This window comes from Streptomyces sp. NPDC044061 (assembly GCF_056434305.1).
This window is the reverse complement of sequence record NZ_JBWKFL010000025.1, coordinates 128,397-142,526: the sequence shown is the minus strand read 5'-3', so window position 1 is coordinate 142,526 and position 14,130 is coordinate 128,397. Positions and strand designations below refer to the sequence as shown.

Genomic DNA, 14,130 nt, shown 5'->3' with positions numbered 1-14,130 from the left:
CACTGAAGATAAGAACTCCACGAGGGACAACGAGCTACACGACAACAAGTGACGTTTACATCAAAGACAGAAGAGAAACGACCCTAGATAAGCGCTCCGCGGTCGGCGAGGGCGCGGACCTTGGTTCCGATCACGTGCTCCTCCGCGAGGACAGGCCCGTACGGGCTCTGGGCGACCGGCCGCCAGAAGATCTCCTTGAGGATGTCGACTTCGCATTCCCGCCCTGTGGCCGGGTCGGACACGGTGAAGCGGGCGGACAGCGGGGCGGTCTCCAACGCGTGCACCTTCCAGCCGCGGGCTTCCAGGCCGGCGCGGAGCGTGGCGGCGATGTCGGCCATGGGCGCCGGGTTCTCGGTGGCGACGTCGAGGTCCTGGGGGGGCGGTTCACGAGGCGGTGTGCCCGCACGGCGTATCCACCGGTGAGAACCGGTGGATACGGGGAACCGAGCGCGATCACACCGCCAGGAGCCGCGTGTGCAGCTCCGGCATGTCCGTCACGCCGCTGCCGGGGTGCGGGAGGCGAGCTGGGGGAAGGCGTCTTCCCATACGGAGCGCACGGTGCGACCGACGAGCGTGCGCAGCACTGGCCACAACTGGAGGAGCAGGTCCTGGTTGAGGTAGTGGGGCAGGTCGTCGTGCAGACCCTCGTGCAGGACGGTGCGGTACAGGCCCATACGCTGGCGAGGCCTGCTCATGTCGTACGAGGTCATCCCCGACCAGGCCATGTGTAGCGGCAGCTCCACGATCCCCTGGGTCGGGCCGTGCAACTCGTCCAGCGACTGCGGCAGACGCCGCCGGAACTTCTCCCGGTACAGCTCGACGTCCTCGGCGACCGCGCCTGAGAGGCCGATTGGCGGAGGTGCGGGGTGCTGTGCGCTGGAGGACATGCCTCCATTATGACGGCAGGGGAGCGGTAAGGGGCATGATGCGCGAGCTTGCGTCCGCAGTGAGTAGAGAGGCCCGCCCCGACCTGTGCTCGTCTGTGACTCGCTCAGGCTGGCGTCCTTCCGGTGACGCATCACGTGGAGTGCCGGGCAATCCGTCCCTCAGCCCGGTCCAAAAGTCCCTGAGAAGTCCCACGGGCGAAGCCGATCCCCCTCCTGGCTCGCATACACGCGGGTCAGGAGGGGTGTAGCGGCGTTGTTTCTGAAGACTTTCAGATGTCCCGGAAGATCTCGATCTGCGCCCCGATCGAGTTCAGGCGCTCCGCGAGGTCCTCGTAACCCCTGTTGATGACGTACACGTTGCGCAGGACCGATGTGCCCTCCGCCGCCATCATCGCCAGCAGGACGACCACGGCGGGGCGCAGGGCCGGTGGGCACATCATCTCGGCGGCGCGCCAGCGGGTCGGGCCCTCCACCAGGACGCGGTGCGGGTCCAGGAGTTGGAGGCGGCCGCCCAGGCGGTTGAGGTCGGTCAGGTAGATCGCGCGGTTGTCGTAGACCCAGTCGTGGATGAGGGTCTGGCCCTGCGCGACCGCCGCGATGGCCGCGAAGAAGGGGACGTTGTCGATGTTCAGGCCCGGGAAGGGCATGGGGTGGATCTTGTCGATCGGGGCCTCGAGCTTGGAGGGGCGGACCGTGAGGTCGACCAGGCGCGTACGGCCGTTGTCCGCGAAGTACTCGGGGCTGCGGTCGTGGTCGAGGCCCATCTCCTCAAGGACCGCCAGCTCGATCTCCAGGAACTCGATGGGGACGCGGCGGACCGTCAGTTCCGACTCCGTCACCACCGCTGCGGCCAGCAGGCTCATCGCCTCGACCGGGTCCTCGGAGGGGGAGTAGTCGACGTCGACGTCGATGTTCGGCACGCCGTGCACGGTCAGCGTGGTGGTGCCGATGCCCTCGACCTTGACGCCGAGCGCCTCCAGGAAGAAGCACAGGTCCTGGACCATGTAGTTGGAGGAGGCGTTGCGGATGACCGTCACGCCGTCGTGCCGGGCGGCGGCCAGCAGCGCGTTCTCGGTCACCGTGTCGCCGCGCTCGGTCAGGACGATCGGGCGGTCGGGGCGGACCGTGCGGTCCACCCGCGCGTGGTACTGGCCCTCGGTGGCCGCGATGTCCAGACCGAACCGGCGCAGCGCGATCATGTGCGGTTCGATGGTCCGGGTGCCGAGGTCGCAGCCGCCGGCGTACGGCAGCTTGAAGTGGTCCATGCGGTGCAGCAGCGGACCGAGGAACATGATGATGGAGCGGGTGCGGACGGCCGCCTCCGCGTCGATGGCCGCCATCTCCAGCTCGGCGGGCGGCACCAGCTCGAGGTCGACCCCGTCGTTGATCCAGCGGGTGCGCACGCCGATGGAGTTGAGCACCTCCAGCAGGCGGTACACCTCCTCGATCCGGGCCACCCGGCGCAGCACCGTGCGGCCCTTGTTCAGCAGCGAGGCGCACAGCAGGGCGACACAGGCGTTCTTGCTGGTCTTCACGTCGATGGCGCCGGACAGACGGCGTCCGCCGACCACGCGCAGATGCATCGGCCCCGCATAGCCCAGCGACACGATCTCGCTGTCCAGGGCTTCACCGATTCGGGCGATCATCTCAAGGCTGATGTTCTGGTTCCCGCGCTCGATGCGGTTGACGGCGCTCTGGCTGGTGCCCAGCGCCTCCGCGAGCTGCGTCTGTGTCCAGCCACGGTGTTGCCGGGCGTCACGGATGAGCTTGCCGATGCGTACGAGGTAGTCGTCTGCCATGGGGTTGAGGTTATCTCAGATATGAGATGGCGCCTGTTGGGGGGTCCATTCGGGTGATGCCCCGTCAACGGCCCCTGGTCGTACGGGTGCGACGCCATCCGAAAGGTCCGGGCAAATCCACCGATGTCGTACGACGTCCGGAGCTGCTGCGAGTGTGCCGCGGGCCGTGCTCGCCGCCGGTGGTGATGGACCAGGAGTGCCGGTTGATGTTCAGTCGCACCCCGGGCAGGATCCGGAAGCTCTTGCGGAAAGTGAGTGGCATGGATGCCTCCTTGGGTTGTCTCCGGGCCGAGTGCCGTTCAACTCGGATACCCCGTTCCCGCGTGGAGATGGCCGGCGGTCACGGATGGTCGCGGGAGGGTGTCCGGTGTGCGCCGGTCCGGCCGGCGCGGGATGCTCGACTGTGGCCCACGCCACCGAAAAACGGCAGGGCCGGGCCCGGCCGGGCATGACCATCCAGCCCCCATGTACTAGAGTTATCTCGACATCGAGATATCTACCGAGGCGCACCGCGGTCGCCACTCCAGTAAGGTTTGCCTAACTTAGCCTGACCTTACTGGATCGGCCAAGTCGGCGTGGCGGCACGATTGACGGTGGTACGCGCACATCAATGAAGGAGACTGTCGTGTCGGCGAACAGCTTCGACGCCCGCAGCACGCTGCAGGTGGGCGACGAGTCGTACGAGATCTTCCGGCTGGACAAGGTGGAGGGCTCGGCCCGGCTGCCGTACAGCCTCAAGGTCCTGCTGGAGAACCTGCTCCGCACGGAGGACGGCGCGAACATCACCGCCGACCACATCCGCGCCCTCGGCAGCTGGGACTCCCAGGCCCAGCCCTCGCAGGAGATCCAGTTCACGCCGGCCCGCGTGATCATGCAGGACTTCACCGGCGTGCCCTGCGTCGTGGACCTCGCGACCATGCGTGAGGCCGTGAAGGAGCTGGGCGGCGACCCGGCGAAGATCAACCCGCTGGCGCCGGCCGAGCTGGTCATCGACCACTCCGTCATCGCCGACAAGTTCGGCACCAACGACGCCTTCAAGCAGAACGTCGAGCTGGAGTACGGCCGCAACAAGGAGCGCTACCAGTTCCTGCGCTGGGGCCAGACCGCCTTCGACGAGTTCAAGGTCGTCCCGCCGGGCACCGGCATCGTCCACCAGGTGAACATCGAGCACCTGGCCCGCGTCGTCATGGTCCGCGACGGCAAGGCCTACCCGGACACCCTGGTCGGCACCGACTCGCACACCACGATGGTCAACGGCCTCGGCGTCCTCGGCTGGGGCGTCGGCGGCATCGAGGCCGAGGCCGCCATGCTCGGCCAGCCGGTCTCCATGCTCATCCCGCGCGTCGTCGGCTTCAAGCTGACCGGCGAGCTGCCCGCCGGCACCACCGCCACCGACCTCGTGCTCACCATCACCGAGATGCTCCGCAAGCACGGTGTGGTCGGCAAGTTCGTCGAGTTCTACGGCGAGGGCGTGGCCGCGACGAGCCTCGCCAACCGCGCCACCATCGGCAACATGTCGCCGGAGTTCGGCTCCACCGCCGCGATCTTCCCGATCGACGACGAGACCCTGAACTACCTGCGCCTGACCGGCCGCTCCGAGCAGCAGGTCGCGCTCGTCGAGGCCTACGCCAAGCAGCAGGGCCTCTGGCTGGACCCGCAGGCCGAGCCGGACTTCTCCGAGAAGCTCGAGCTGGACCTGTCCACGGTCGTCCCGTCCATCGCCGGCCCGAAGCGCCCGCAGGACCGCATCGTCCTCGCCGACGCCGCCGAGCAGTTCAAGCTCGACGTCCGCAACTACGTCGATGTCGTGGACGAGGCGGGCGTGGAGTCCTTCCCGGCCTCCGACGCCCCGGCCGTCCACCCGAACGGCGCCCCCTCCAACCCGGTCCAGGTCACGGCCCCCGACGGCACGACCTACGAGCTGGACCACGGTGCTGTGACGGTCGCGGCCATCACCTCCTGCACCAACACCTCCAACCCGTACGTCATGATCGGCGCCGCCCTGGTCGCCAAGAAGGCGGTCGAGAAGGGCCTCACCCGCAAGCCGTGGGTCAAGTCCACCCTCGCCCCGGGCTCGAAGGTCGTCACCGACTACTTCGAGCGGGCCGGCCTCACCCCGTACCTGGACAAGCTGGGCTTCAACCTCGTCGGTTACGGCTGCACCACCTGCATCGGCAACTCCGGCCCGCTGCCGGAGGAGGTCTCCAAGGCCGTCAACGACCACGACCTCGCGGTCACCTCGGTCCTCTCCGGCAACCGGAACTTCGAGGGCCGCATCAACCCCGACGTCAAGATGAACTACCTGGCGTCCCCGCCGCTGGTCGTCGCGTACGCCATCGCGGGCTCCATGAAGGTGGACATCACCCGTGAGGCGCTCGGCACCGACCAGGACGGCAACCCCGTCTTCCTGAAGGACATCTGGCCCTCCGAGGCCGAGGTGAACGAAGTCGTCGCCGGTGCCATCGGCGAGGACATGTTCTCCAAGTCCTACAGCGACGTCTTCGCCGGCGACGCCCAGTGGCAGTCCCTCCCGGTCCCGACCGGCAACACCTTCGAGTGGGACGCCGAGTCCACCTACGTCCGCAAGCCCCCGTACTTCGAGGGCATGGGCATGGAGCCGGCCCCGGTCGAGGACATCGCCGGCGCCCGCGTGCTCGCCAAGCTCGGCGACTCGGTCACCACCGACCACATCTCCCCGGCCGGTGCCATCAAGGCCGACACCCCGGCGGGCAAGTACCTCACCGAGCACGGTGTGGAGCGTCGTGACTTCAACTCCTACGGCTCCCGCCGAGGCAACCACGAGGTCATGATCCGCGGCACGTTCGCCAACATCCGCCTGCGCAACCAGATCGCGCCGGGCACCGAGGGCGGCTACACCCGCGACTTCACCCAGGCGGACGCGCCGGTGTCGTTCATCTACGACGCCTCGCAGAACTACCAGGCCGCCGGCATCCCGCTGGTCGTCCTGGCCGGCAAGGAGTACGGCTCCGGCTCGTCCCGCGACTGGGCGGCCAAGGGCACCGCGCTCCTCGGCGTCAAGGCCGTCATCGCCGAGTCCTACGAGCGCATCCACCGCTCGAACCTCATCGGCATGGGCGTGCTGCCGCTCCAGTTCCCGGAGGGCCAGTCCGCCGCCTCCCTCGGCCTGACCGGTGAGGAGACCTTCTCGTTCTCCGGCGTCACCGAGCTGAACGACGGCACCACCCCGCGCACGGTCAAGGTCAGCACCGACACCGGTGTGGAGTTCGACGCGGTCGTCCGCATCGACACCCCCGGTGAGGCCGACTACTACCGCAACGGCGGCATCATGCAGTACGTGCTGCGCAACCTGATCCGCAAGTAAGCGGTACGGCACGGCAGTCGAGGGCCGCATCCCCGGTGACGGGGTGCGGCCCTCCGCCGTGTCCGCCCCCGGTCATCCCGCACACTCAGGCGGAACACAGGGCTCCCCCAGGAGACCGGAACACAATCGCTACATGTCTGGCACTCCTGGGTCCCGCGGATGAGCCGCCGCCCGCGGATCCGCTCGCTGCGCACACGCCTGCTGGTCCTCGTCGCCACCACCCTCGTCGTGGTGTGCGGGGCGCTCGCGCTCGTCACCGTCCTCGCCCAGCGCGCCTATCTGATGAGCGCCCTGGACGACCGCGTCGGTGAAGCCGCCGAACACAGCGTGGGCGGGGCCGCGCTCCACCCCGGACTCCCAGCCGACCTGACCTTCCTCGGCGCGGGCGGCCACCCGTCCGGGCTGCTCGCCGCCCGGCTCGACGCCGGCGGACGCGTCGTCTCCGCCGCGGTCGTCACCCAGGGCGCGGCCCCGCGCACCCTCACCCCCGTCCAGCGCACCGCCCTCACCGGCCTCCCGGCCGACGGCACCGCGCGCACCCGCACGGTGCCCGGACTCGGTACCTACCGGGTCACCGCCCTGGACGCGAGCGGCATCCGCGTCCTCACCGGCCTGCCCATGGACGACGTCCGGGCCACCCTCGGCCGGCTGGTCGAGATCGAGGCGGTCGTCGGGGCCGCCGGACTCGCGGCCGCCGGCGGTGGCTGCGCTGTCGTCATCCGGCGGCAGCTGCGCCCGCTCGGCCGGGTCGCCGCCACCGCGGGTGAGGTCTCCCGGGTGCCCCTCGGGCACGGCCGGGTGGGCGCGCTGCCCCGGGTGCCCGAACGCGACACCGACCCCGGCAGCGAGGCCGGCCAGGTCGGCGCGGCGCTCAACCGGATGATCGACCACGTCGAGGCCTCGCTCGCCGAACGCCGGCGCGCCGAGGAGCGCATGCGCCGCTTCGTCGCCGACGCCGGGCACGAACTGCGCACCCCGCTCACCTCCGTCGCCGGGTACGCCGAGCTGATGAACCGCACCGCCCCGGACCCCGCCTGGCGCCGGGTCCTCGCCGAGTCGGCACGCATGACGGCCCTGGTCGAGGACCTGCTGCTGCTCGCCCGCCTCGACGAAGGGCGCCCGCCGCCGAGCGCCGAGGTGGACCTCGTGGCCGTGGTCGCCGAGGCGGTGTGGGACGCCCGGGCCGACGGCGCCGACCACGTGTGGCGGCTCGAACTCCGCCCGGACCTGCCCGCCGCCGTGGTCACCGGGGACGAGGCCGGGCTGCGCCGGGTGGTGGCCGGCCTGCTGGCCAACGCGACGATGCACACCCCGGCCGGTACGACCGTCACCACCACCGTGGAGTCCACCGCCGCCCACCACGTGATCCGCGTCCGCGACGACGGCCCCGGAATCCCGCCCGAGCTGCTTCCGGCCGTCTTCGAACGCTTCACCCGCGCCGACACCTCACGCTCCCGGGCCCCCGGCGCGCGGGGCGGTTCCGGCCTCGGGCTCGCGGTCGTCGCGGGGATCACGGCGGCGCATGGCGGCGGCGTCCGCGTGGACGGTGCGCCGGGCCGGACCGAGTTCACGGTCGAACTCCCCGCGGCCGAAGCGGCTCACTCCAGGGGGATGTCCGGGATGTCGGCGAGCTCCGGGATCTCCGGGACCTCCGGGACCGCGGGGAGCGCCACCTCGGCCCAGATCACCTTGCCCTGAGGCGTGTACCTGGTGCCCCAGCGCTCGGTCATCTGCGAGACCAGGAACAGACCACGTCCGCCCTCGTCGGTCGTCGCGGCGTACCGCAGATGCGGGGAGGTGCTGCTGCCGTCGGCCACCTCGCAGATCAGGGTGCGGTCCCGGATCAGCCGCACATGGATCGGATCGGAGGCGTAGCGGATGGCGTTGGTGATCAGCTCGCTCAGCACGAGCTCCATGCCGAAGCCCAGCTCGGCCAGGCCCCACTCCTCGAGCTTGTCGGACACCGCGCCGCGCATTCCCGACACGGCGGCCGGGTCGCGCGGCACGTCCCAGTCGGCGACGTTCTCCGGCGGCAGCGCCCGGGTGCGCGCGATCAGCAGGGCCACGTCGTCCTTGGGTCGCTCGGGCAGCAGCTCCTCCAGCACCGCCTGACAGCTCTCCTCGGGCTCCCGGTCGGGGTGACCCGCCAGTGCCCGGCGCAGCAGCTCCATGCCGACGTCCAGGTCCCGCGTACGGTCCTCTATGAGCCCGTCGGTGTACAGGACGAGCTGGCTGCCCTCGGGGATCTCCAGCTCGGCCGTCCGGAACGGCATGCCGCCCAGGCCCAGCGGCGGCCCGGCCGGTACGTCGGCGAAGGTGGCGGTGCCGTCGGGGTGGACCAGCGCCGGTGCCAGATGCCCCGCACGGGCCATCACGCAGCGGCGCGTCACCGGGTCGTAGATCGCGTACAGACAGGTGGCGCCCACGATCTCGCCGGCCGTCTCCGGACAGGCCTCGTTCTGGTCGATGCGGCCGACCAGGTCGTCCAGATGACTGAGCAGCTCGTCGGGCGGCAGGTCGAGGGTGGAGAAGTTGTGCACCGCGGTCCGCAGCCGTCCCATCGTCGCGGCGGCGTGCAGGCCGTGCCCGACCACGTCGCCGACGGCCAGCGCCACCCGGCCGCCCGGCAGCGGGATCACGTCGAACCAGTCCCCGCTGACCCCCGACTGGGCGGGCAGGTAGCGGTAGCCCACGTCGAGGGCGCTCTGCTCGGGCAGCGCCCGCGGCAGCAGGCTGCGCTGGAGGGTGACCGCCAGCGCGTGCTCGCGGGTGTACCGGCGGGCGTTGTCGATGCTGACCGCCACCCGGGCCACCAGCTCCTCCGCCAGTGACAGCTCCTCCTCGTCGAAGGCCTCACGTTTGGAGCGCCAGAAGTTGACCATGCCCAGCACGACACCGCGGGCCTGGATGGGGGCGGTGATCAGCGAGTGGATGCCGAAGTCCACGATCTGCCGGGCCCGCTCCGGGTCCTGCACCTGCCAGTCCTGCGCGGTCGACAGGTCGCTCACCAGCTGGGAGCGGCCGGCGTCGTAGCCGCGCGCCTGCGGGGTGGAGGGCAGGAAGTCGATCAGCCGGCCCTTCTCGTACAGCGGATGGTCGTCCCGGATGCCGCCCACGGCCACGCGCCGCATGTCCGTCGCCGTGGGGCCCGGTTCCTCGCCGTGCAGCACGGGGTCGGCCACGTCCACGGTGACGAAGTCGGCGAAGCGCGGGACGGCGAGCTGCGCCAGCTCGTCGGCGGTGCGGACCACGTCGAGGCTGGTGCCGATGCCCAGTCCCGCGTCGTACAGCAGCTCCAGCCGCTCACGGGTGACCTCCGCCCGGCCGGACACGGCCTGAAGCTCCGTAGAGTCGCGGAGCGTCACCACGGTTCCCCGGGGGCCTCCGGCGCCGTCCGTGGGCCGCTGGTTGACCGCCAGCAGGCGTCCTCCGGCGAAGTGCACCTCGTCGGTGGCCTCGCGGCCGGTGACGAGCAGCTCGGTCATCTCGGGGTCCAGGCCCGACAGCTCGCGCACATTGCGTCCCTCGGCCTCGGGGGGCAGTTCCAGCAGCCGCCGGGCCTCGTCGTTGGCCAGCAGCAGCCGCCCGTCGTCCTGGACGATGAGCACGCCCTCCCGCACGGAGTGCAGCACCGTGTCGTGGTGCTCGTACATGCGGGACATCTCGGCCGGGGCCAGGCTGTGGGTCTGCCGCCGCAGCCGCCTGCCCACCAGTGCCGTTCCGCCGGTCGACACCACGAACGCCGCCGCACCCGCGCCCAGGATGATCGGCAGCTGCCGGTCCACCTCGTTGGTGACGTTCTTGACCTTCAGCCCGGCGGAGACGAGGGCCGTCACCTTCCCGTGGGAGTCGTAGATGGGGACGGTCGCCTGAACCTCGTGGCCCAGCGGGCCGTGGACGCTCTCGGTGTAGACCTTGCCGGCCAGCGACGGTCCGATCGTGCCCACGAACCGCTTTCCGATCTTGCTCGGAATGGGGTGGGTGTAGCGGATGCCCTTGGTGTCCATGACCACGATGAAGTCGACGCCCGCGGTCTTGCGACCCGCCTCGGTGAGCGGTTGGAGCACTTTCGACGGGCTGGGCGAGTCCAGCGCCTGCACGACGCCCGGCGAGTGCGCGAAGGTCTGCGCGACGGCTATGGACCGGCGCTTGGCCTCCGTGCTTGTGTCACGTTCCGACTGCAGGACAAGGGCGAAGACGGCGCAGACGACGAGCACCACGACCAGGGCCACCTGCAGGATGAAAACCTGCCCGGCGACGCTGCGCGGGCTCTTGCCGACGAACGAGCGCCACGACGTTTTCCTGAATCGGCCGATTCGGTCCGACATGCGACATTTCTAACACTGGCGTTTGCCGGTGACTATGGCTGTTCCAAGCGATGGACATCACATTCCGGCCCAAAATGGCGTGGGAGCGCTCCCAAAATTCTCACCATCCGTCCCTCGTCGGGCCGTTGAGAACCGCTCTGGGCGGACCCGGTGGCCGTGCTCACCGGGTCCGCGAGCCGGGCAGGTGAGGGGGGTGACGTCCCTGCCCGGGTGGTGCTGGCTTGTGGGTCGAGGCTCTTCGGAGAATCTCGGCCGTGTGGCACGCGACAACGTTGTCTATGGTCTGTACATGACTTTACCGCCTCAACCGACAACGATGTCAAGCCACTTGAGGTAGCTCGACCGGGTGATCTGCGGGTGTGGTCGCCGAGGCGTACGCGGTCTTCCGTGCTACGGGTGGCGCACGTTACTGTCCCTGCGGCTTGTGCGACCTGTGGTGCGCGACCCGTCCGTTAGGAGGAAGGGCCGCGTCATGCGTTTCCGTCCCATGTCCCTGCTGCTGGCCGCGCTGCTCGCGACCGGCGCCACCCCGGCCCTCGCGGCGACCGCGGGTCCCCCCGGCCTCGTCAAGGATCCGACCCCGTACGTGGATCCGCTGATCGGAACCAAGAACGGCGGCAACGTCTTCCCGGGCGCCGTCGTGCCCTTCGGCATGCTCTCCTGGAGCCCCGAGAACACCAGAGGCGACGCCACCCGTACCGCCGCGCCGGGCGGCTACCAGTACGACGCCACGCGCATCCGCGGCTTCAGCCTGACCCACATGTCCGGTACGGGCTGTGCGGGCGGCAGCGGCGACATCCCGTTCTTCCCGTACGCGGGCGAGGTCACCTCCTCCCCGGCGAGCGACACCAAGGACGCCGTCTACGCCTCCGGCTTCGGTCACGGTGACGAGACCGCCGAGCCCGGCCACTACAAGGTGGGTCTGGCCTCCGGCGTCACCGCCGACCTCACCGCGACCGCCCGCACCGGCTCGGCCCGCTTCACCTACCCGGCGGACAAGCCCGCCTCACTGCTCGTGCGCACCGCCAACTCCGAGGTCGGCTCGGAGGACTCGGCGATCACCATCGACCCCGCGACCCGTACCGTCTCCGGCTCGGTCACCTCCGGGGACTTCTGCGGCTACCTCGACCCGGAGGGGCAGCGCTCCTACTACACCCTCTACTTCACCGCCCGCTTCGACCGCGCCTTCACGGCCACCGGCACCTGGCAGGACGACAGGCTGAGCCCGGGATCCCGGGAGGCGTCCGGCGGCACGGGCGGCTTCTCGCACGGCGGCCGGCCCGTCGCGGGCAAGGGCGCCGGCGGGTACGTCGAGTTCGCGCCCGGCACCGGTCCGGTGAACGTCAAGGTCGGCATCTCCTATGTGAGCCGGCAGGCCGCCGAGGCCAACCTCAGGGCGGAGAACCCGCCGGACCGCTCCTTCGAGGCGGTGCGGACCGCGGCCCGCCGCGCCTGGCGCGACCGGCTGGCCGCCATCCGGGTCGGCGGCGGCACGGACGCCGACCGCACCACCTTCTACACCGCCCTCTACCACGCCCTGCTGCACCCCAACGTGATCAGCGACGCCGACGGCCGCTACCGGGGCGGCGACGGCAAGGTGCACCGAGTGGGCCGCGGCCACCGGGCCCAGTACGGCACCTTCTCCGGCTGGGACGTCTACCGCGACCAGGTGCAGCTGCTGACCCTGCTCGACCCGCGCACGGGTTCCGACGTCGCGCAGTCGCTGTACGAGCTCGCCCGGCAGAACGGCGGCGTCTGGGACCGCTGGCTGCACGGCGCGAGCGGCACCCACGTCATGAACGGCGACCCCTCGCCCACGGCACTGGCCGGCATCCGCGCCTTCGGCGGCACCGGCTTCGATCTGAAGGGCGCCCTGGACTCGCTGGTCCAGGCGGCGACCGTACCCACCCAGCAGGACCTGTCGGCGGCCGGCAAGCCGGTGCTGTCGGTGGGCCAGCGCCCCTCCCTCGACAAGTACCTCAAGCTGCACTACATGCCCAGCGTCTCCAACGCCTGGGGCGGCGCCGCCGAGACCCTGGAGATGTCCACCGCCGACTTCTCCCTCGCCCAGCTTGCCGCGGCGGCCGGGAAGAAGGACACGGCGGCGGCCTTCGCCCGCCGGTCCCAGTGGTGGCAGAACAACTTCGACATCGCGGCCGACGGGAGCGGCGGCTACATCGCCAACCGCAAGGCCGACGGCAGCTGGGTCACCGGCTTCACCCCCGGCACCGGCAACGGGTTCGTCGAGGGCACGGCCGCCCAGTACACCTGGATGGTCCAGCACGACCCCGCCGGGCTCTTCGCCGCGCTGGGCGGCCGGGACAAGGCACTCGCCCGGCTGGACGACTTCTTCCACACCGCCGACGGCGGCTGGGCCTTCACCGGCAACGGCGGCACCAAGTCCGAGATGGACAACGAGCCGTCGATCAACGTGCCCTACCTGTACGACTACGCCGGTGCCCCCTACAAGGCGCAGGAGACCGTCCGCGCGGCCATGCGGCGGCTGTGGTCGACCGAGCCGGGCGGCATCCCGGGCAACGACGACCTCGGCGCGATGTCGTCCTGGTACGTCTTCTCCGCGCTCGGTATGTACCCGCAGGTGCCCTCGCGTGCCGAACTCGTCCTGGCCTCACCGCTGTTCGAGCGGATCGAGATCCACCGGCCGCACGGCAACGACATCTCCGTCCACGCGAGCGGAGCGGCGGCCGACGCGCCGTACGTGCAGTCCCTGAAGGTCGACGGCCGCGGCAGCGACCGGCCGTGGCTGCCCGCCTCCTTCGTGCGCGACGGCGGCCGCCTCGACTACACCCTGGCCACCACCCCGAACCGCACCTGGGGCTCGGCCTCGCCGCCGCCGTCCTTCCGGGAGGGTGAGCAGCCGTACCAGATCGGCGTCGGGCCCACCGCCGCCACGGTCGCACCAGGTGACAGCACGAAGACCGTGATCCGTGCGCTGGCGCTGAGCGGCGGCACCGGACCCGAGGTGCGCTTCCGGGTGGAGACCCCGGCCGGTGTCACGGCCACGCCCGCCGCGGGCACGGTCACCGACGGCTCCCAGGAGATCACGCTCACCGCGGCCGCGGACGCCACCCAGGGCTTCTACGCCGTGCGGGTCACGGTGACCTCGGGCGACACCTCCTACGAGCAGCCGGTCTCGCTGACCGTGGCCGCCCCGGGCACCCTGCTCGCCGCCTACGACAACACGGGAATCTCCGACGACGAGGGCGAGCACGACGAGGCCGACTACGACGGCGGCGGCTGGAGCTACTCCCGCCAGGCCCTCGCCGCGGCGGGCCTGACCCCGGGCGGCCGGGGCACGGTCGACGGCCTCGCCTTCACCTGGCCGAACTCGCCCGCCGGCCGCCCCGACAACGCCTCGGCCGCCGGCCAGACCGTCGAACTCCCCGCGCCCGCCACCCGGTTGTCCTTCATCGGCAGCGCGGTCAACGGCAACCAGCAGACCAAGGCGACCGTCACCTACACCGACGGCACGACCGACACCGTGGACCTCTCCTTCACGGACTGGACCGTCGGCGGCGGAGGCGGCACCGTCCAGTACGGCAACGAGGTCGTGGCCAGGACCGCGTACCGCAACGTCGCGGGCGCCGACAAGGACCCGGTGGCGACCTACGTCTTCGCCACCGAGCCGTTCAGCGCGCCGGAGGGCAGGAGCATCAGGAGCGTCCGGCTCCCGGAGAACACCGATCTGCACGTGTTCACCGTGGCCACCGGCTGATCGCGCCATGACGAAGGGGCGGGCCCGCGAGGGACCC

7 protein-coding genes and 1 pseudogene are annotated in these 14,130 nt (G+C 70.7%); 3 read left to right on the top strand and 5 right to left on the bottom strand.

What is annotated here, in order from left to right; all coding sequences use genetic code 11:
* Positions 1–92: 92 nt before the first annotated feature.
* From AC07CM_RS33765 to AC07CM_RS33750, 4 genes and pseudogenes are all read right to left on the bottom strand, one after another.
* Positions 93–489: pseudogene (locus AC07CM_RS33765) on the bottom strand (hypothetical protein); the annotation flags it as partial.
* Positions 490–494: 5 nt separating this feature from the next.
* Positions 495–887, bottom strand: coding sequence for a hypothetical protein (locus tag AC07CM_RS33760; RefSeq protein WP_478880284.1), 393 nt, complete (start codon positions 885–887; stop codon positions 495–497).
* 269 nt (positions 888–1,156) lie between these two features.
* Entirely contained in the window at positions 1,157–2,686 is a 1,530-nt protein-coding gene (locus AC07CM_RS33755) for a helix-turn-helix domain-containing protein (RefSeq protein WP_478880283.1), read from the bottom strand.
* 64 nt (positions 2,687–2,750) lie between these two features.
* Positions 2,751–2,948, bottom strand: coding sequence for a DUF4236 domain-containing protein (locus AC07CM_RS33750; RefSeq protein WP_478880282.1), 198 nt, complete (start codon positions 2,946–2,948; stop codon positions 2,751–2,753).
* A gap of 363 nt (positions 2,949–3,311) precedes the next feature.
* Between AC07CM_RS33750 and acnA the strand changes: the two genes are divergently transcribed.
* Together acnA and AC07CM_RS33740 are read left to right on the top strand one after the other, a co-directional pair.
* The gene (gene acnA, locus AC07CM_RS33745) at positions 3,312–6,029 is read left to right on the top strand and encodes an aconitate hydratase AcnA (protein ID WP_478880281.1); all 2,718 of its coding nucleotides are present in this window, start codon (positions 3,312–3,314) and stop codon (positions 6,027–6,029) included.
* Between the two features lie 159 nt (positions 6,030–6,188).
* The gene (locus AC07CM_RS33740) at positions 6,189–7,727 is read left to right on the top strand and encodes a sensor histidine kinase (protein ID WP_478880280.1); all 1,539 of its coding nucleotides are present in this window, start codon (positions 6,189–6,191) and stop codon (positions 7,725–7,727) included.
* Here the strand turns inward: AC07CM_RS33740 and AC07CM_RS33735 are convergent.
* Positions 7,628–10,357, bottom strand: coding sequence for a SpoIIE family protein phosphatase (locus AC07CM_RS33735; protein ID WP_478880279.1), 2,730 nt, complete (start codon positions 10,355–10,357; stop codon positions 7,628–7,630). The two genes, AC07CM_RS33740 and AC07CM_RS33735, sit on opposite strands and share 100 nt — an antisense overlap.
* A 472-nt stretch (positions 10,358–10,829) precedes the next feature.
* Here AC07CM_RS33735 and AC07CM_RS33730 point away from each other — a divergent pair, with 472 nt between their 5' ends.
* Positions 10,830–14,093 carry a GH92 family glycosyl hydrolase gene (locus AC07CM_RS33730; protein ID WP_478880278.1) on the top strand — a complete coding sequence of 1,088 codons (3,264 nt, stop codon included), beginning with the start codon at positions 10,830–10,832 and terminating at the stop codon, positions 14,091–14,093.
* Positions 14,094–14,130 lie beyond the last annotated feature (37 nt).

What these genes read in the sequence shown, in the direction of transcription:
- AC07CM_RS33760 (WP_478880284.1), bottom strand. Translation starts at nt 887, where the DNA reads ATGTCCTCCAGCGCACAGCACCCCGCACCTCCGCCAATCGGCCTCTCA.
- AC07CM_RS33755 (WP_478880283.1), bottom strand. Translation starts at nt 2,686, where the DNA reads ATGGCAGACGACTACCTCGTACGCATCGGCAAGCTCATCCGTGACGCC.
- AC07CM_RS33750 (WP_478880282.1), bottom strand. Translation starts at nt 2,948, where the DNA reads ATGCCACTCACTTTCCGCAAGAGCTTCCGGATCCTGCCCGGGGTGCGA.
- AC07CM_RS33740 (WP_478880280.1), top strand. Translation starts at nt 6,189, where the DNA reads ATGAGCCGCCGCCCGCGGATCCGCTCGCTGCGCACACGCCTGCTGGTC.
- AC07CM_RS33735 (WP_478880279.1), bottom strand. Translation starts at nt 10,357, where the DNA reads ATGTCGGACCGAATCGGCCGATTCAGGAAAACGTCGTGGCGCTCGTTC.
- AC07CM_RS33730 (WP_478880278.1), top strand. Translation starts at nt 10,830, where the DNA reads ATGCGTTTCCGTCCCATGTCCCTGCTGCTGGCCGCGCTGCTCGCGACC.